Below are 20,580 nucleotides of genomic sequence, written 5' to 3'. Positions count from 1 at the left end.
CTTAAATTAAGAGTAATGAATATCTGCGTATTTTGTTCTTCAAGCAATTCATTGGATAAAGCGTATTTTAACGAAGCTACTGAACTAGGAAGATTAATAGGTACAAATCACCATGGATTGGTTTATGGAGGAACCAATGTCGGTTTAATGAATGAGGTAGCTCAATCCGTGAAAACATCTGGAGGAAAAGTACTGGGTGTAATTCCAAAGTTGATTAATGATTATGGAATTTCTGCTGACTTTTTGGATGAATTAATTATTACGCCAGATATGGCTGAAAGGAAAAAATTATTACGAGATAAATCGGATGCTTTTATTGCTCTTCCTGGTGGTTTTGGAACATTAGAGGAAATATTAGAGGTAATTACATTAAAGCAACTGGGTTATCACAACAAACCTATTGTATTTATCAATACTAATGACTTTTACGGGAATTTAAAAGTTCAATTCGAACGATCTTATCAAGAAAAGTTTGCCAAACCTGAATACAGCAAATTATTCTATTTTGCCACTAACTACAAAGATGCAATATCCTATATCGAGAACTACAAGCAAGAAGTTAGGGATACAAAATGGGATTAATTAATTGAGAATTGCTTATTGATTGAATCCAATAAAGTCTTTGTTTTAACTGGTTTCACAATGTAATCATCGCAACCGGCAGCAATAGCTTTGGTTTTGTTATCTTTTTCAACAAATGCTGTCTGTCCAATGATTGGAATTCTTGCATTTCGATGTTTTATTCTTTTGGTAGCCTCGTATCCATTCATAACTGGCATTTGAATGTCCATTAAAACGATGTCAACTTTAACCGATTCGCACAATGAAATAGCTTCAATGCCATTTTTAGCCCAAAATATTTGAGCGTGAGTGTGCTCTAGCGCTGTTCTAAAATAAGTGAAGTTATTTCTTTGATCATCCACAATCAGAATTTTTTTTCCGCTCCAATTGTAAAGGTTTTCCTTGTATAATTTATCTTCGTTTTCCAAATTAAAAGGGAATTGAATATAGAAGCAAGTTCCTTCATTTTCCTTTGATTCGACTCTTATTTTACCACCAAGAACCTCTGTTAGTCTGTGGGTAATTGTAAGTCCTAATCCGGTTCCACCATACTGCCTGGTGTCCGATCCATCAATTTGTCTGAACGACATAAAGATATCCTTTAATGCACTTTCAGGAATGCCAATACCAGTATCTTTTACATATATTTCAATTGCTGATTCATTTTCAATGGTCTGATATCCAAATTCTACTGAACCTTCATTTGTAAATTTTATTGCATTATCGAGTACATTGGATAAAAGTTGTTCTAATCGTTTTGCATCGGTAAACAAAAGAGCATCTTTATCGCTTAAAGCTTTTTGCACCTGCAATGTAATATGAGATTTATTGATATTGTTTTTTAGGTCGTAAAACTTTTCGAATAGAACGGTCAGAATACCATTTAAATTGTAATTTGCCCAGTTCAATTTAATTTGTCTCGATTCAATTTTTGACAAATCGATAATGTTATTGATTAGTTGTAGTAGGTTGTTACTACTTTGTTTTATTAGTTCTCCATACTCAAGTCTTTCATTTTCATTGATATTTTGAGATGTCATAATATCGGTAAATCCGATAATATGATTCATTGGAGTTCGAATTTCATGAGACATGTTTGCCAAAAATGCTGACTTTAAAAGGTCTGATTCTTCGGCTTTGTTTTTGGCTTCGGTTAAGTGTTGCTCATATAGTTTTCGTTGTGTGATATCACGGTAAATTCCGAAAATTGCGATAGGTTTATCATCAATTATTATTGGATTTCCTACAATAGATACATCAATCAGTTCTCCAGTTTTACATTTTCGTTTTGTTTCTATTTCAACAAGCTGCCCATTGGCAGTTAAGGTGTTTAATTTATTTGCTTCTCCTTGTCTTTCTTCATCGGCAAGTAAATTGTCAATACCTACTCCTTTTATATCTTCCAAAGTGTAGCCAAAAAGTTCAGTAAATTTTTTATTGATTTTAATTCCCTTGCTTTCATTGTCAGTAATGGCAATTGCTTCTGGTGAATTTTCAAATAGTTGTTCAAAATATGCAGTTTCGATATTTAACTGCCGCTCGATCTTGTCGCGTTTTGAAATCATTTGATTTGCTAGCTCACCCAATTCCTTGTATTCCTTGAATTGTAATGATGAGATGTTTATTCTTAGCGATTCGGATGCTGCTTTTTCAAAAAATCGAGTGAATACATATAGGCCAGTTTTTGTAATTCGAACCACATATCTAGAGAAAATGACAATACAAAAGACAACCAGAATTACAAGAATTACTCCATTAAAAATATAGTTGTTTACATTTGCTTGCAATTCATCATTTCTATTTTTAATGGTTTGGTTCAATTCGTCTAAATGAATGCCAGAACCTATAATCCATTGCCAGTCTTTGTATGATTTTGCATAAGTTAATTTTGGTAAGGGGCGTTCATTTGAGTTTGCAAAAGGATCAAGATATTCTATAAATCCACCTTCAGAATCAGTTCCTCTCGAAATGAATTCTTTTACAATCTTGTTTCCATTTTCATCAGCGATGTTCCATAAATTTCTTCCAACCAATGTTTTATTTGTGTGGGCAAGACATGTTCCATCAAAGCTTATGACTGTAATAGTGAAATTATCATCAAATCGTAAATCGGTAATTTTTTCTAATATTTTCTCTTGAATTTCGAGTTTATAATTGTTTACATATTGGGTGCAGCCAATATACCAATCGAACTCTTTAAATATTTTAACAAAAGAAATCTTTGGATGAATTTTCTGACTGTTTTCTGCCTGCCAGGAATAGTCTGTATAACCTTCTCCTACTGATTTTACAGTTTCAATTTCATTTTGGATAATCGGAACACCATAAACATCTTTTACCTGAAGTTTGTTTCGTCCAATCCATTTAGGATTTTCAGGATCCATAACCACGGTTCCATTCAACTTATTGATGTAGAAATAACCTTTGCCATTATTAAAACGAACAGAATTTAAAGCATTGATTATTAATTCTTGAAGCTCTTTTTTGTTTAGCTTGTCTTTGTAGCTTTTATATAGGTTGGTGGCGATACTATGTGCTTCGTAAACAGTAGTACTTATATCTTTTTTTAAAAGATTTCTAGTTTGAAGTCTTTCATTCTCAATGTAATTGATGAGAGTTTGCGTTTCCTGTTGTAAGGTTTTCTTCTGGTTTTTTAAGAAATCTTGCCTTATTTGAAGCGACTCACGTTGAAACTTTTGTTTTTCTTGATGAATGACAAACAAACCAAACACTAGAATTAATCCTATTGAAATGGAAAGTAATGAAAATAGAAAAACTTTCGAAATGCTTTTGTTGTTAAAGAGTTTAGCGAGAATGAACTTCATACAATCGAAACAGCGATTTTAAATATTTACAGTGCCTGAAAATACTTTTGTTGCAGGCCCAATCAGCCAAACATTACTAATATTTTGTGTGTCTAATTTTTCAAATCGAACTTCCAGCTTTCCGCCTTTAGTTGTTATTTTGAAATGCTCCTTGTTTTTTTCAAATCCAGAACCAATTGCAGATGCAACTACACCAGTGCCACAAGAATAGGTTTCATCTTCTACTCCTCGTTCGTAAGTGCTTACCTGTATTCCTTCATCATTGAAAGAAACAAAATTTACATTTGTTCCTTCTTTTTCAAATCTTTCATTGTATCGAATGGCTTTTCCATTTTTGTAGGTGTCAAAGTTTACATGGGAATCGATGAATTGAACGTAATGCGGTGAGCCAGTATTCATATAGTAATGATTTTCTCCCTTTTCGATACCAGACACATTGATCATTTTTAGACTAACCTGCACGAAATCTTTTTCATCTTTTACCAAGGCCTCATGTTCTCCATCTACGGCAATAAATAATGTCTTATCCTTGATAATCCCCAGATGATATGCAAACGCAACAATGCATCTGCCACCATTTCCGCACATGCTAGCTTCTCCACCATCCGAATTAAAGTATCTCATTCGAAAATCGTAACCTTTAGCATTTTCCAGTAACATTAAACCATCAGCACCAATTCCAAATCTTCTATGGCATAAGTGCTCAATCAACTTTTTGTTATTTGGAGATATAATATTATTGCGGTTATCTATTAAAACAAAATCATTTCCAGTACCCTGATATTTCCAAAATTTAATCTGCATTCTTGTGTAATCCTGTTAATAAGTGTTAAATACGTTAAAATTCAAAACACTTCTAAACTTATATCGTTAAAATTGTAGCATAAAAGTACGAATCTTATTGGTTTTACCCTTATTTCCAAAAGTGAAAAGTGCAAGAATTTGATGAATGTTAATTCAATGATAAATAACTATTGATTATATGAATCTGTTTTCGTAACTTTTTATGTTCGAAACAGGATGTGTAAATTGCCGATGAGATGGATCCTAAGTTTCACTCTTAAAATTTTTATTGCATTATGAAAGCTAAAATATTTTTTGGAAGAGTTTTAACTGCAGTATTTGGTGGGGGTATTGCCATTATTTTATTTGTGTTATTTTTTGATAAAGAACAGAAAATTATCACTGTAAAGGAGCCAAATGCGATACAATTAACAAGTCTTCCGCAAAATGTAACGGGGCAGGTGGATTTAACACTGGCCGCAGAATCATCGGTAAAATCGGTAGTACATGTAAAAACTTTATATACGAACGAAGAGTATCAGTCCAATCCATTCTATGATTTTCTTTTTGGTAATAGTAGAAGAGATTATCAACCGCAACCAAGTTTAGGATCTGGGTCTGGTGTAATTATTTCAGAAGATGGTTACATCGTGACAAACAATCATGTAGTGAAAGGTTCTAATTTAATAAATGTAGTTCTACAAGATAAAAGATCCTATGAGGCGAAGTTGGTTGGTCAAGATCCATACACAGACTTGGCATTGATTAAAATTGAGGAAGAAGATTTACCTGCCATGAGTTTTGGTAATTCTGATGAATTAAAACTAGGAGAGTGGGTATTGGCAGTAGGAAATCCTTTTAATCTAACTTCTACGGTTACGGCTGGTATTATTAGTGCTAAAGCCAGAAATCTGGGAATAATGCGCGATCGTAGTTTGAGTATTGAATCATTTTTGCAAACAGATGCTGCTGTAAATCCTGGAAATAGTGGTGGAGCTTTGGTTGACACAAAGGGAAGGTTAGTAGGTATCAATACAGCAATTGAATCAAGAACAGGCTCATACTCAGGATATTCATTTGCTATACCAGTTACGATTGTGAAGAAGGTAATCGCTGATTTAAAAGAATTTGGTAAGGTACAAAGAGCTATTATTGGAGTTTCCATTCAAACAGTAGATGCTGCATTGGCTGAAGCTTATGGGTTGGAAAAAATTGAAGGTGTTTATGTTGCAGACCTAACAGAAGAGGGTGCTGCAGGTGAAGTAGGGATCAAAAAAGGAGATGTTATACTCGAGATTAATGGTATAACGGTAAATTCAAGTTCAGAGTTGCAAGAGCAGGTGGGCAAGTATCGTCCTGGTGATGAGATAGAAGTTTTAGTAAAAAGAGATGGTAAAAAGAAACAATTTGATGTTGTTTTACGTAACAGGTTAGGAAATACCGAGGTGATAAAATCGAGTGGTTTAGCTTTCCTGGGTGCTGAATTCGAGCCAATTTCTGCTAAAGAGAAGTACCGACTTCAAATCAATAGGGGAGTTAAAGTGAAGAATCTGCGTAGTGGGAAATTAAGAGAGGAGAATATTAAAGAAGGTTTTATCATCTACAAGATTAACAATACACCAATTTATAGAGTAAATGATATTGAAGAGGCGTTACAGAGCGTTAAGGATGGAGGAGTATTTATTTCTGGTATCTATCCTAATGGCAGTGTAAAATATTATGCCTTTTCTCTTAAGAATGATGAATAGAAATCAAACGAGAAAAATATAAATATTCGAATAAAATGGCAATTAATTTTGACTTTTTTTATTAAAAAGTCTAATTTTGCGAAATATTTTCGATGAAAAGGGACTATGAGACAATTAAAGATAACTAAATCAATTACCAATCGTGAGAGTGCATCGTTAGATAAGTACTTGCAAGAGATTGGTAAAGAAGATCTTATTACAGTTGAGGAAGAGGTTGAATTGGCGCAGCGAATCAAAAAAGGCGACCAAAGAGCTTTGGAAAAGTTAACCAGAGCAAATTTGCGTTTCGTTGTTTCTGTAGCTAAGCAATACCAGAATCAAGGGTTAAGTCTACCTGACTTGATCAATGAAGGAAACTTGGGATTGATTAAAGCAGCAGAAAAGTTTGATGAAACACGTGGATTTAAATTCATTTCTTATGCTGTATGGTGGATTCGTCAGTCTATCCTTCAGGCTTTGGCAGAGCAGTCTCGAATCGTTCGATTACCATTGAACCAGGTTGGTTCGTTGAACAAGATCAACAAAGCATTTTCGAAATTCGAGCAAGAACATGAAAGAAAGCCATCTCCTGAAGAATTAGCAGAGTCCTTGGAGTTACCTGCAGATAAAGTTGCAGATACCCTACGTGTTTCAGGTCGTCACATTTCTGTCGATGCTCCGTTTGTTGACGGAGAGGACAACAGTTTGTTGGATGTATTGGTGAATGATGATTCTCCAATCGCAGACAGAAGTCTCTTGAATGAGTCCTTAACCAGAGAAATTGATAGAGCTTTAGCTACTCTAACCGAGAGAGAAAGCGATATTATTAAGTTATTCTTCGGTATTGGAATTCAAGAAATGACCTTGGAAGAAATTGGCGAAAAATTTGGATTGACACGTGAACGTGTTCGTCAGATTAAAGAAAAAGCGATTCGTCGTTTGCGTCATACTTCCCGAAGCAAATTATTGAAATCATATTTGGGATAACAGTTCCCGTGAGATAACTAAAGCAGTTTCGAAAGAAACTGCTTTTTTATTTTCCTTACTTTGAGTTTTTCTCTTTTAATTGTTCGTGCAATTTGTACATCTCATCTCGATATTGAGCAGCTTGTAGGAAATCCATATCTTTTGCAGCTTTTTGCATTAATTTCTTCGTTTTCTCAATACTCTTTTCCAAACTTTCTTTGCTCATGTATTGTACCACAGGATCTGCTGCAATTTCGACCGTTTCAGGCCCTGCATATGCATTTGGTTCGGCTTTTTGAGTTTGTTCGATAATGCTTTTCTTTGATTTCACAATCTGCTGTGGAGTAATGCCATGTTTCTGATTGTAGGCCAATTGTTTCTCACGACGATGATTGGTAGAATCAATTGTCTCTTTCATCGATTTGGTAATCTTATCGGCATACATGATTACCTTACCATTTACATTACGTGCTGCTCTACCTGAAGTCTGAATCAATGATCGGGTAGAGCGCAGGAAACCTTCCTTATCGGCATCAAGAATTGCAACCAACGATACTTCTGGCAAATCCAAACCTTCACGAAGTAAGTTAACACCAATCAAAACATCGAACTCACCATTTCTAAGATCTTCCATTATTTTTATGCGATCCAATGTATCCACATCAGAGTGAATGTAACGACATCGTATGCTTAAATTGGCAAAGTATTCCGATAATTCTTCTGCCATTCGTTTGGTAAGAGTGGTGACTAGTGTTCGTTCATCTTTTTCAGTTCGTTCATTGATTTCTGCAATTAAATCATCAATCTGATTTAAACTTGGGCGAACATCAATTTGAGGATCTAGCAGTCCTGTAGGGCGAATTACCTGTTCAACTACAACTCCTTCACTCTTTTCCAGTTCGTAATCAGCAGGAGTAGCACTAACATATATGGTTTGATTGGTTACTTCCTCGAATTCTTCAAATTTTAAAGGTCTGTTATCTAGTGCAGCAGGCAAACGGAATCCATATTCTACCAAATTAATTTTCCTGGAATGATCGCCACCATACATGGCTCGAATTTGTGGTATGGTAACATGACTTTCATCGATTACCATTAGGAAATCATCCGGGAAATAGTCGATTAAGCAGAAAGGACGTGTTCCTGCAGGTCTTCCATCAAAATATCTTGAATAATTCTCGATACCAGAACAGTGACCAAGTTCTCTGATCATTTCCAAATCGAAACTTACTTTTTCTTCCAATCGTTTTGCTTCCAAATGTTTCCCGATTTCTTTTAAGAAAGCAACATGAGCAACCATATCATCTTGTATTTGATGAATGGCCGATTTAACTCGATCTTTACTGGTAACAAATATATTGGCTGGATAAATGGTAATTCGATCGTAATCTTCAATTTTTAACCCATTGATTGGATCGAAAGAATAGATCTCATCAATTTCATCATCCCAGAAAATAATTCTGTAGGCAAAATCAGCGTAAGCGGGATAGATATCCACAGTGTCACCTTTTACACGGAAATGTCCCCGTTCAAATTCAACTTCATTTCTGGAATATAGAGCATCAACAAATGCAAACAGAAGCTTATTACGTGAAATAACCTGACCTTTTTCCAAAACCGTTACGTTATTGTGGAAATCTTCTGGATTACCAATACCGTACAAGCATGAAACTGATGAAACTACAATGACATCTTTTCTTCCGGAAAGTAGGGCTGAAGTTGCGCTAAGTCTTAACTTTTCAATCTCATCATTAATGGAAAGATCTTTCTCGATATATGTATCGGTTACTGGAAGATAGGCTTCTGGTTGATAATAATCGTAATACGAAACAAAATATTCAACAGCATTATTTGGAAAGAAATTTTTGAACTCGCCATAAAGCTGTGCAGCAAGGGTTTTGTTATGACTTAAAACCAAAGTCGGTCTTTGAACTTCTTGAATTACATTCGCTACAGTAAATGTTTTACCCGAACCAGTAACCCCAAGAAGAGTTTGAAATGGGGAACCATCATTCAATCCATTACAAAGTTCTTCAATCGCCTCAGGCTGATCGCCTGTTGGTTTAAATTTCGATACAATTTTAAAATCCATAACCCTCTTTTTCTATCCTACAAAGCAATGCTAAAATATAGAAACATTGTGAAACGAGCATGATTTAAATAATTATTAAATACAAAATGTTATAATTATTTAAATCTTTCGGCTTCCTCCCGATAATTATCGGGATGGCAAAATCATGTAAAATATTAACAGATGAACTTGAAAATGTTTTTGGCACAAAAAATGCCGACTATTTTAAATAGCCGGCAACGCTTTATGTTGTGTAAACTTACTTGGAAATTTTAAAGTAAACCGGAAAATGATCACTGTATCCTCCGTAGTAATTTGGCCCACCATAGGTTCTGCTAGGAACAAGAACACCTTGCTTGTTTTTGTAACAAATCCACTCTTTCTTAAATATCTTACCTGCATCGTAAGAAGTATGAAGACCGTTTTTCTCATTCAACAATGAGTTTGAAACAATCAAATTATCAAGCATGTTCCAATCGCCTCGATAGTTGTAAGTTCCTTGTCCTTCGGCATCCATATTATAAACAAGGTTGTACAAATATGAAGGATTTGATGAATTTTGATCATTCCCTGCATTTAATGTTTGGCTAACCGATTTGTTGTTTGGTTCATCGTTAAAATCTCCCATTATGATGATGTTTGCAGCAGGATTTTTAGTTTGAATCCCATCAACAGCACTTTTCAATTGTTCCGCAACAAATACTCTGTTCTTTTCTGATTTTTCCAAACCGCCACGTCTCGAAGGCCAATGGTTAACAAAAACATGAACCGTATCTGTGCCAATGATACCTTCTACATATAAAATATCACGAGTTTTGTAATTCGGTTCCCAAGGAAATTGAATGCCAATTGCTTCATGCTTTAGGTATTTAAAATCCTCCTTTTTGTAGATTAGAGCACAATCAATACCTCTTTTATCTGGACTTTCACTATGCGCAATTCCATAATTTCCTTTAATTAAAGTCTCTTGTCTGCAAAGATCTTCAATTACTTTTTGGTTTTCAATCTCACACAAACCGATAATGCTAGGTAAACTTAATGTGTCAATTGAAGAAAGAACTTGAGCTAATTTTTCCAGTTTATTCTCATATCGTTCACTATTGAACTTTAATTTGCCTTCAGGAGTGAAATCATCATCCCATTTTTCTGGGAGATTAATCGTGTCGAATAAATTTTCGACATTATAGAATGCAATAGTATATTCCCTTGTTTGCTTGCTACAAGATGCTATTACGAGTGCAATGGAAATTAGTAAAAGTAATTTTTTTAACATGATATGTTCTTATTGATTTAGTAATATGGAGTAACATCAGTAACCATCATACCTGCTTTTTCTGCTGCTTGTATTCCTAACAGTCCATCTTCAAATACCTGGCAGAATTGAGGTTCTATTCCCATCAACTCGGCACATTTCAAAAAGGTTTCTGGCTCTGGCTTGTGATTCTTTACATCATCAGCACTCACCAAAATTGGAATGTATTTATCCAGGCCAAGAATCTCCATAGTTTCTTGAGCAATATCCCTCTTACCTCCTGTGCCTACTGCCATTGGAATCTGGTTGTGGTATTTATAAACCAAGTCAGTTACAGGTTTAATTTCAGTTATCTTATGCATCTCCTTTGCAAAAAATTCTTCTTTAATAGTGGAGAATTCCTGCGGATCAATAGAATGGTTGTATTCTCTATTTAGTTTTTCAATAATTTTAGATGATGGCATTCCTGCACAAGCAGATAACCACTCAAAAGAGTATTCTACTCCCATTATTTCTGCGGCCTTTTTCCAAGCTTCAAAATGCAATGGCATTGTATCCGCTAAGGTTCCATCTAAATCAAAAATTAAGGCTTTTGTATCGGCATGTATATTTATCGATTTCATATTCATTCTCTTAATAGTTTCAACTTCACAAGTTATTCGATTTATTATATCTTCTGATTTTAATGATTAACAATATTTGTTCAGATCCGATATAAAAGAAAGCGCAAATTATGAATTATTTCTTAATTAATGGTATGCTTAACTTTATAAGTTATAGATGTTCTATAGAATTTCATGTGGCTTGATCAAAAAGCGAATAATATTGATTATCTGTTTGTTGAATTCTTTATTTTTTTATATTTTTCTATCGATTTGTAAAACATTTTTCAAAGGCATACGTTGGAAGTAGTGTGTATATTTTAGAATTAAAAGAGAGGTTTATGAAGTTTGTACAGAGAAGTTTGATTCTATTATTTGTTCTATTTAGCGTTTCAGTAAGCGCAAAAAAAATGTCGGAAGCGGAAAAGCGAGCTGATGTTATTACCAAGTGGATGACCAAAAAACTGGAATTAAGTTCCGATCAGGTATTAAAAATTCAGGTTTTAAATTTGGAATGTGAGAAGGAAATAGATCGTCTTACTAACGAAAAGGATGGTTTTTCCTGTATGCAAGCTGTGCGTGATAGTTTGCTTCAAAAAGAAGTTAATTTCAAAGAGATTTTAACAGTTACCCAACTAGCCAGTTATAAGAAATCGAAGTGCGAGCTAAAAGAGAAGCTCAAAAAAATGTTTAAAAGACTTTAATGTATATATAATATACTCCCAATCCCAATCGAATTTCGGTTGGGTTTTTTTGGCTCAAAACTCATGTAAGAGAAAAAAAGATAAAAAAATCTGAAATATTTTAGTGTTTGTAACATCCGTTACACTTTTTACATACTCAAAGTCGGATATTTGTAATGTCAAAAGGCGATAGGGCATGGCGAAAATAAATTCTATCACTTCCTTTTGATTTTGTAAATTGAATAAACCGAAAATAAATAACACTAAAAAATACTATTATGAGCATGTTTTGTTATCAATGTCAGGAAGCAGCTAAAGGGACTGGTTGTACAATTAAAGGAGTTTGTGGTAAGACCGATGAGGTTGCAAACATTCAGGATCTACTAATGTATGTAATGAAAGGAATTTCATTGTACAGTGTAAAAGCTCGCGAAGCTGGTGTTGAAAATGAGAAAGTAAACAATTTCATTATGACTGGATTGTTTATGACGATCACTAACGCAAACTTCGATAAAGTAAAATTCGTTGAAGCAATTCGCGAAGGATTAAAATTAAGAGAAGAAATTAAAAAGCAAGCTGAAGAAGCTGGTGTTTCTTTCGGCGATCTTCATCACTCTGCAACTTGGTTTGCTGATACAGAAAATGATTTTGATGCAAAAGCTCGTGTAGTTGGTATTCTGGCTACAGAAAACGAAGATGTACGTTCATTGCGTGAGTTGTTAACTTATGGATTGAAAGGTTTGGCAGCTTACACAGAGCACGCTTACAACTTAGGCTTCGAAAAAGCTGAATTGTATGCTTTCATGCAAGAAGCTTTGGTAGCAACGACTGATGATACTCTTTCTGCAGATGATTTGGTAGCTATGGTAATGAAGTGTGGTGCTAATGGTGTAACTGCAATGGCTACTTTGGATGAAGCAAATACATCAGCTTACGGTAATCCAGAAGTAACAGAGGTTAACATTGGGGTTAGCGATAAGCCAGGTATCCTGATTTCAGGTCACGACTTGAAAGATATGGAAGAGTTGTTGAAGCAAACTGAAGGAACAGGTGTTGATGTTTACACTCACTCTGAAATGTTACCAGCAAACTACTACCCAGCATTTAAAAAGTACGAACACTTTGTAGGTAACTACGGTAATGCATGGTGGAAGCAGAACGAAGAGTTCGAAACTTTCAACGGACCAATCTTGTTCACTACCAACTGTATTGTTCCTCCTAAAGCAACTTCAACTTACAAGGATAAAGTATACACTACTGGTGCATCAGGTTTCCCAGGATTTAGGCACATTGCTGCTGACGAAAATGGAAAGAAAGATTTCTCAGAAATTATTGAATTAGCGAAGACTTGTGCTGCTCCAACTGAAATTGAAAAAGGTAAAATTGTTGGTGGATTTGCTCACAACCAGGTAATGCAAGTTGCTGATAAAGTTGTTGACGCTGTAAAATCAGGTGCCATTCGTAAGTTCTTCGTAATGGCTGGTTGCGACGGTAGAATGAAAGGTCGTGATTACTACACAGAGTTTGCTGCTAAGTTGCCACAAGATACTGTAATCTTAACTGCAGGTTGTGCCAAGTATCGTTACAACAAATTGGAGTTAGGTGATATCGGAGGTATTCCACGTGTATTGGATGCTGGTCAGTGTAACGACTCTTACTCATTGGCAGTAATTGCATTAAAATTGAAAGAAGTATTTGAATTGAACGATATCAACGACCTTCCAATTGCTTACAACATTGCATGGTATGAACAAAAAGCGGTTATCGTATTGCTAGCGCTTCTTCACCTAGGTGTTAAAAACATCCACTTGGGACCTACATTGCCAGCATTCCTATCTCCAAACGTAGCAAACGTGTTGGTAGAAACATTCGGAATTGGCGGAATTGGTACTGTAGACGAAGACATGAAAATGTTCTTGAACTAGTATATAGTTTGAATTATTAAAATTGCGCCCTGATTGAAGTATGATGAGAGGGAGTTTGTACAGGGCGCAATTTCACTTAGGTATAAAGGTTTAGTTTAATTTTAGGTTAAAAGAAAAACAACTGTCTGATAGAAACACTTGCCGTTCTTTCAGGCAGTTTTTTTATGATGTTATCTTTACGATATGGCTAAAAGCAAAACAATACAGTTTCTAAAAAAATACCACAAGTGGCCATCATTGCTGCTTACTCTGTTTATTATCCTGTTTTCCATCTCAGGGATTATCATGAACCACCGTGCTTTGTTTTCTTCTTGCGATGTAAACCGCAAGTATTTGGGTTCGGAATATCAGTATAATAACTGGAACAAAGCGGCTGTAAAATCAGCAATGCATTTAAACGATGAGTCATCCTTGATATATGGAAATATTGGTGTTTGGAAAAGTTCTGACAATTTTAAATCCTTCTCTGATTTTAATTCTGGTTTTCCGAAAGGGATTGACAATTGGAAGGTTGAGAAAGTTATCCAAACAAAGTCAGGAGAACTGTTGGCAGGAACGCTTTTTGGCCTTTATCAACACAAGGATAATGAATGGAATAAACTTGAACTTCCGGTGAAGGAGGAGAGAGTGGTTGATTTTATGGAAATTGGAGAAGATCTCTACATTTTAACCAGAAGTAATCTGCTTAGGAAAGTTGATGATACTTTCGAAATTGTAAATATTCCAGCCAGTAAGGATTACGATGGTAAAACAAGCCTGTTCAAAACCCTTTGGGAAATTCATAGTGGCGAGGCTTTTGGCATATTCGGGAAGTTGTTTGTGGATTTTGTTGGCTTGATATTTCTCTTCTTGTGCTTTAGTGGTTTGATTTACTTCTTTTTTCCTGATTGGATCAAAAGAATCAAGAAAAGAGGAGGAATTACCAAAAGGAAAATCGGCTTTCTAAAATTCAACTTAAAGTGGCACAACCATTTTGGGAATTGGTTAATTGTATTTCTCATTTTAACTACCATTACCGGAATGTTTCTTCGACCTCCATTGTTAATTGCCATTGCCCATAGTCGTGTAGATAAGATCCCTTTTACTCACCTCGATAATCCAAACCCCTGGTATGATCAGTTACGAAGAGTTCTTTACGATGAGGACTTGAACAGAGTTGTTCTGGCAACCAACGAGGGCCTTTATTATAGCGATAACCTGTTCGAAACTGCTCCCGAAAGGTTTGAGCATCAACCTCCGGTTTCAGTAATGGGAGTTAATGTACTCGAAAAGGCAGGTGAAGATCAGTATTTGGTAGGTTCGTTTAGTGGTATTTTTTATTGGATGCCCGAAAGAAATTTGATCTTCGATTACATTACCAAACGACCACATGTGCCAGTTCGCAGAATGGGACCCCCCATTGCCGCACATCCTATCGCAGGTTATTTAAAAGATAAAGAAGGAAGAGAGATTCTTTTCGATTACAATTTGGGAGCAGGAAATATAAGTGACGATACGGGATTTACCAGTATGCCAGCGGAAATTCAGGATAGCCCCATGTCCTTGTGGAATCTTTGCTTGGAGGTACATACCGGCCGCATCTATCAATACATTTTTGGGAAAATGTACATCCTTTTTATCCCAATTGCAGGACTTACAATTTTGTGGATTCTAATTGTGGGATACTTGTTGTACAGAAAGCAAAGAAAAGTACAAACTTCCATAAATAAATAGACTTTAAGTGCTTGATAATTTAATTATTAATAATAAAAGTGGTTCGGTATGGTTTATAGTGGGGTAAGCTTTTAATATTACCTCTACTTTGTTCGAGCGGCCATAGTGGGCATTGGAAGATCAAGCTGCTTATACACAGAAAACTTTTTAGTAAGATGGGGAAGCTGAGAACTTGTTCGAAGATCACCTCGCCGCACTTAAAGTTTTCAAGTAGAAGTGGTTTGGGCTTACACGCCCTAGATTTTTTGCATCCTTTTTCATCAATGGAAAAAGGATGAGCCATGCGGCTTGAGCTAATGTAAAGAATTATAGTATTATTCATTTTATTTGTAATTGCCTTAATAACCCACTCTATTATATAAAGAACCATAAAAGTATTGTATAATTCACTTGCCTGTTGTATTGATTTATCGATTATCTCATCTTTTATAAACAACATATAAAGTGTAAAAAATCAATTTCATCGCAATAAAAAGGTCTTTGTCGAATTTTTATGAATCATTAGATAGAAGAAGATTGATCTCGCTTAACATTATATATATTTGTCTTTACTCAAATGATATCATAATACAATTACTTAAATTTTAATGAATGGAATTAATAATTGAGAATTTAACAAAGACTTACAACAATGGTGTTAAGGCATTAAATGATGTTAATATTAAAATAGGGGCTGGAATGTTCGGTCTACTAGGACCAAACGGAGCGGGAAAGTCAACATTGATGCGTACAATTGCAACTCTGCAAGAAGGTGATAGCGGTCGTATTGTGTTTGATGGTACGGATATCATGGAAAACAAAATGGCCTTGCGTAATTCACTGGGATATTTGCCACAAAGTTTTGGCGTTTATCCTAAAATGTCAGCCGAAGATTTATTGATGCACTTTGCTGAATTAAAAGGGATTTCAAACAAGCAGGAGCGCAAAGAAATTGTTGATGCTGTGCTTGAACAAACCAATTTGACAGAAGCAAGAAAGAAAAATGTTGCTGGTTATTCAGGAGGTATGAAACAACGTTTTGGTATTGCTCAACTTTTGCTGAATAACCCAAAACTGATTATTGTAGATGAGCCAACAGCTGGATTGGACCCGGCTGAGCGCAGTCGATTCTTGAATGTATTGCGTGAGATTGGTACCAACCATATTGTTATTTTTTCAACCCATATTGTAGAGGATGTAAAGGAATTATGTACCGACATGGCCATAATGAATGGCGGAAGCATTCTAACCCATAAAACTCCAAAGCAATCGGTAGAGGAGTTGCGAGGTAAAATGTGGACCAAATGTATCGAGCGTTCTGCTTTAAACGAGCACAAGGAGAAATATGATATTCTTTCCAGTCGATTCAACGATGACAATAGTATGAATATAAATGTATATTCAGAAACGCAGCCCGACGAATTGTTTACACCAAAGGAAGCGGATCTTGAAGATGTATATTTTGTTACACTTAAAGCATCGAATTAATCATGGGCAAGTTTAATACATTATTTAAGTTTGAGCTAAAATACTGGCTCAAAAACCCAGCTACATACATCTATTCAGCAGTACTTTTGGTGATATCAACTTTGATTATGGCTGGTAGCTTAGGAGTGTTCGACTCAGGTACAGCTACTGTTGCATCAGTTCGATTGGCCAATTCACCTATTGCTTTATTCAATAGTTTTGGCATCCTGACTTTGGGATATTTTCTATTGCCTTCCATTGTTGGAGGTTCTGTGAATAGGGATTTCAGTTCTGAAATGCACTCTATTTTATATTCCTATCCATTTAAGAAATCGGAATACATTCCTGCCAAGTTTCTAAGTTCTATTGTAGTTACTTTGGCCATATTCTTAATATTTGGCTTGGGTTTTATTATAGCACCTTTACTGCCAGGGGTTAATCCGGAATTACTTGGACCATTCAGACCATTGGCATTTTTACAGATATATGGTATGGTAATCTTGCCTAACATACTTCTGTTTGGAGCCATCGTATTCAGTGTAATTACTTTCACAAGAAACTTAGGGGCAGGTTTCATTACCATGATTGTACTATTTTTTATACAGGGAATTTCAGACAATTACATGAGCCAGTTGGATAGTAAAGCATTGGCTGCACTTCTGGATCCTTTCGGAGCATCGGCCATTCAGAATGCAACTGAATATTGGAATGTAGCAGAGCGTAACACCAACCTGCTACCCATGGATGGTTTGGTTCTGATCAACAGAATCATTTGGATTTCGGTATCATTATTGATTTTCTCGCTTACCTACTACAAGTTTCAGTTTACTCAGAATGCCTTGAGTTTCCGTTGGTTCTCTAAAAAGAGTACGGTAGTTACAAAAGATAATTTCAACAATCTAAGGGATATCAATCTTCCTAAGGTAAACATTGACAATAGTTTCAATTGGAACATCAAGCTGATGTGGAGCATTTCGAAATTGAATTTTAAATTCATCATTAAATCGGTTCCATTTATGGTTATGGTGGCAGTAGGAGTACTGTTTATGGTAATAGGTCACAATACCACCATGAATCTATTCGGTACAACCACCTATTCTACCACCTGGAAAATGTTGATGATTCCAAGCTCAATGTTCAAATTGTTTATTCTATTGATTACCTTTTTGTATTCAGGAATGTTGGTGCAGCGCGAGCGCAGAGCAAAAATGTTTGAACTGGTGGATGTTACGCATACACCAAACTGGGTTCAGTATTTCTCTAAGTTCATTGCCTTAATCAAGATGCAGGTGGTACTACTATTCGTAGTGATGGCAACATGTATTGTAATTCAGCTTTCTGAGGGATACTATGACATCGAGCCGATACATTATCTTACTGAGCTCTTCCTGTTTATGCTTCCATCTTACATTGTTTGGGCAGGATTATCCTTATTTGTTCAGTCTCTGTTTGCAAACTTTTACATTGGCTTTTTTATTCTATTCATCTTTTCGATTATCAGTCCTTTTGCTTCGAAAATTGGAATTGAGCAAAACATATTCAAATTCAATGCAGGACCAGCAATCCAATATTCTGATATGGATGGATATGGCAGGGGAGTAGCGGCCTTTATGTTTTATCGACTTTACTGGCTATTGTTCTCTTCATCTTTATTGATTTTAGGTTTGGCCATTTGGCGAAGAGGTGTTAGAGAAACCGTTAAGATTCGTTTCCGAAGAGCTAAGGAAAACTTAAGTCGTGCGCTGTATGTCTCACTGGCAGTTTGTCTGATCGGATTTATCGCCGTTGGGTCATACATTTACTGGTTCGATAATGTTTTAAACGAATACAAATCGGCCAAACAAAGCGAGTTGGATAGAGTAGAGTTTGAGAAAACTTATTCGAAATACTATAATATTCCTCAGCCTCGTATTGTGGATGCCAAGATTGATGTTGATATCTTTCCTGAAACCAGCGATTTAAAAGTGAAGGGGGATTATATTGTGAAGAATAAGAGCAATGAGCCTATTGACTCTGTTCATATCAATTACCGATACAAGAATACTGCAGTTAACTTTTCAAGAAAGGCAGAATTGGTGAGTAATGATACCGTATTCCAATACAATATCTACAAGTTAGAGAAGCCATTAATGCCAGGAGATTCTATGCAAATGCACTTTACATTGAGCAATCAGAAGAATCATTTCTTACAATACAATTCTCCTGTGATAGCCAATGGAAGCTTCTTTAATAATGGTGGTCTTCCAAGTTTTGGTTATTCACGTTCAGGAGAGTTAATTGATAATACTGTACGAAAGCAATATGGTTTGCCAAAACGTGATAGAATGGCAGCTCCTACCGATACTACCGCATTAGGAAACACTTATATTTCGGAATGTGCCGATTGGGTAAATTTTGAAACCACAGTAAGCACCTCTGCGGATCAGATTGCGATTGCGCCAGGATATTTGCAAGAGAAAAGAGTGGAAGGCGATAGAGCTTATTACCATTACAAAATGGATGCTCCAATTCTGAATTTCTACTCATGGGTATCAGGAAAATATGAGGTTTATACCGATAAGTATGAGGATATCAATATTGAAATCTATTATCACAAAGGCCACGATTACAATATTGCCGATATGGTTGAAGCGGTGAAAGCTTCGCTTAAATATTATGGCGATAACTATTCTCCTTACCAGCACAAACAGGTGCGTATTATCGAATTTCCAAGAACTTACGGAACATTTGCTCAGTCGTTCCCAAATACAATTCCATTCTCTGAAGCCATTGGTTTTATTGCAAAAGAGGATAAGTCGAAAGAGGGAGCCGTGAACTATGCATACCATGTTACCGCTCACGAAATGGCACATCAGTGGTGGGCACACCAGGTTATTGGAGCGAATGTTAAGGGAGCAACTTTAATGTCTGAAAGTTTGTCTGAATACTCGGCAATTAAGGTGTTAGAGAAGAAATATCCTAAGAATAAAATCCGCAAGTTCATGAAAGAGGAACTGAATGGTTATTTAAGAGGAAGAGGTTCTGAGCAGGTGAAAGAGCAGCCTTTAATGTATAACGAAAATCAACAATACATTCACTACAATAAGGGTGCAATTGCCATGTATGCCATTGCCGATTATATGGGAGAGAACAACTTGAATCAAGCCCTTAGCGAGTATGTTAGCGATGTTGCTTTCCAGGAGCCTCCATACACCACATCTTTAGAGTTTGTTGATTTAATGAAGCAACACATGCCTGATAGTATGGACTATGTGATTACCGATATGCTTGAAACAATCACCCTTTTCGATAATAAGGTGGATAGTGCTTACGTATCGAAAACCGAAGATGGCAAGTATAAGGTTGATTTTGTTGTTGAGGCTCAGAAGTACAGGGTGATCAATACCAAGAATGAAGAAAACAAAGAGCTTTCGAGTGACGATTCTTCGGTTACCATCTCGGTAAATCTGAAAGAAAAAGAGGATGATAAGCAATACATCGATATGAATGATTGGATCGATCTTGCCATTTTTGTTGAAGATGAAAACAAGGAAGAACAAGAGATTCTATTCAAGAAAGTTCACATTACAGCGAAAGAAAATAAGTTCTCGTTTATTGTGGATAAAAAGCCACATAGTGTTGGTATTGATCCTTATCACAAATTAATCGACAGAAAAACAGCAGATAATACGGAGAAGCTTAAGGAGAAGAAAGAGAATTCAACTACCAAAGACAAGTCGGTATCATAGGCTGTAAAAAATAAAGCGTTCAAAAGCTATTCCGTAAAGGGATAGCTTTTTTTTTGAAAGTCATTTAAGTGTAACAAAAGTAGGTAACGGTACTCTGTACCTTTACGTTCGTTAGATCAATTGGCCTACAGATATTGTGGTGCTCCGCACCATAAGTAATGGTGAATTTTGATGCATGAATAAGGCAGCAGAGCTGCTTAATATTTATAGTTTTATCATGTAAGTGAATACACAGGTGCAGAGCACCGTAATTCTCATTTTGTTGGCAATTTACGGGGCGTTATAGCTAGAATTGATT

13 protein-coding genes are annotated in these 20,580 nt (G+C 35.7%); 8 read left to right on the top strand and 5 right to left on the bottom strand.

From position 1 onward, the window contains the following. The first annotated feature begins 15 nt into the window (after positions 1–15). Complete coding sequence (locus ACKPCA_RS10315; protein ID WP_321279004.1) at positions 16–582, top strand: LOG family protein; 567 nt, start codon at positions 16–18, stop codon at positions 580–582. Here the strand turns inward: ACKPCA_RS10315 and ACKPCA_RS10310 are convergent. Next, the gene (locus tag ACKPCA_RS10310; RefSeq protein WP_321279003.1) at positions 579–3,386 is read right to left on the bottom strand and encodes a cache domain-containing protein; all 2,808 of its coding nucleotides are present in this window, start codon (positions 3,384–3,386) and stop codon (positions 579–581) included. The genes ACKPCA_RS10315 and ACKPCA_RS10310 overlap by 4 nt on opposite strands. Before the next feature lie 18 nt (positions 3,387–3,404). Further along, a complete protein-coding gene (gene dapF, locus ACKPCA_RS10305) occupies positions 3,405–4,190 on the bottom strand; it encodes a diaminopimelate epimerase (protein ID WP_321279001.1) in 786 nt (261 codons plus the stop codon). Between the two features lie 275 nt (positions 4,191–4,465). Here dapF and ACKPCA_RS10300 point away from each other — a divergent pair, with 275 nt between their 5' ends. Both ACKPCA_RS10300 and ACKPCA_RS10295 read left to right on the top strand, forming a co-directional pair. Next, positions 4,466–5,917: a S1C family serine protease gene (locus tag ACKPCA_RS10300; RefSeq protein ID WP_321279000.1), complete on the top strand. Its 1,452-nt coding sequence runs from the start codon at positions 4,466–4,468 to the stop codon at positions 5,915–5,917. 105 nt (positions 5,918–6,022) lie between these two features. Continuing rightward, a complete protein-coding gene (locus ACKPCA_RS10295; protein WP_054719691.1) occupies positions 6,023–6,883 on the top strand; it encodes a sigma-70 family RNA polymerase sigma factor in 861 nt (286 codons plus the stop codon). A gap of 55 nt (positions 6,884–6,938) precedes the next feature. Here ACKPCA_RS10295 and uvrB read toward each other — a convergent pair whose 3' ends face one another. From uvrB to ACKPCA_RS10280, 3 genes are all read right to left on the bottom strand, one after another. Then, positions 6,939–8,954: an excinuclease ABC subunit UvrB gene (gene uvrB / locus ACKPCA_RS10290; protein ID WP_321278997.1), complete on the bottom strand. Its 2,016-nt coding sequence runs from the start codon at positions 8,952–8,954 to the stop codon at positions 6,939–6,941. A 238-nt stretch (positions 8,955–9,192) separates the two neighbouring features. Next, positions 9,193–10,206 carry an endonuclease/exonuclease/phosphatase family protein gene (locus ACKPCA_RS10285; RefSeq protein WP_321278996.1) on the bottom strand — a complete coding sequence of 338 codons (1,014 nt, stop codon included), beginning with the start codon at positions 10,204–10,206 and terminating at the stop codon, positions 9,193–9,195. 17 nt (positions 10,207–10,223) lie between these two features. After that, positions 10,224–10,808, bottom strand: a complete 585-nt coding sequence (locus ACKPCA_RS10280) for an HAD family hydrolase (protein WP_054719870.1) — start codon at positions 10,806–10,808, stop codon at positions 10,224–10,226. Between the two features lie 320 nt (positions 10,809–11,128). Between ACKPCA_RS10280 and ACKPCA_RS10275 the strand changes: the two genes are divergently transcribed. The 5 genes from ACKPCA_RS10275 to ACKPCA_RS10255 all read left to right on the top strand — a co-directional run bounded on the left by ACKPCA_RS10275 (position 11,129) and on the right by ACKPCA_RS10255 (position 20,282). Beyond that, positions 11,129–11,491 carry a hypothetical protein gene (locus ACKPCA_RS10275; protein ID WP_321278993.1) on the top strand — a complete coding sequence of 121 codons (363 nt, stop codon included), beginning with the start codon at positions 11,129–11,131 and terminating at the stop codon, positions 11,489–11,491. A 257-nt stretch (positions 11,492–11,748) separates the two neighbouring features. Next, the gene (gene hcp, locus ACKPCA_RS10270; protein WP_321278991.1) at positions 11,749–13,395 is read left to right on the top strand and encodes a hydroxylamine reductase; all 1,647 of its coding nucleotides are present in this window, start codon (positions 11,749–11,751) and stop codon (positions 13,393–13,395) included. A 183-nt stretch (positions 13,396–13,578) separates the two neighbouring features. Further along, positions 13,579–15,108, top strand: a complete 1,530-nt coding sequence (locus tag ACKPCA_RS10265) for a PepSY-associated TM helix domain-containing protein (RefSeq protein WP_321278990.1) — start codon at positions 13,579–13,581, stop codon at positions 15,106–15,108. Positions 15,109–15,699: 591 nt separating this feature from the next. Then, complete coding sequence (locus ACKPCA_RS10260) at positions 15,700–16,575, top strand: ABC transporter ATP-binding protein (protein WP_054719708.1); 876 nt, start codon at positions 15,700–15,702, stop codon at positions 16,573–16,575. A 2-nt stretch (positions 16,576–16,577) separates the two neighbouring features. Continuing rightward, positions 16,578–20,282, top strand: coding sequence for an ABC transporter permease/M1 family aminopeptidase (locus ACKPCA_RS10255; protein ID WP_321278988.1), 3,705 nt, complete (start codon positions 16,578–16,580; stop codon positions 20,280–20,282). The last annotated feature ends 298 nt before the right edge of the window (positions 20,283–20,580 follow it).

It is taken from the genome of Marinifilum fragile (assembly GCF_963677365.1).
In the GTDB taxonomy this organism is placed as follows: domain Bacteria; phylum Bacteroidota; class Bacteroidia; order Bacteroidales; family Marinifilaceae; genus Marinifilum; species Marinifilum fragile.
Note: the sequence above shows the minus strand (reverse complement) of the source record. Positions and strands in the feature narration are given on the sequence as shown.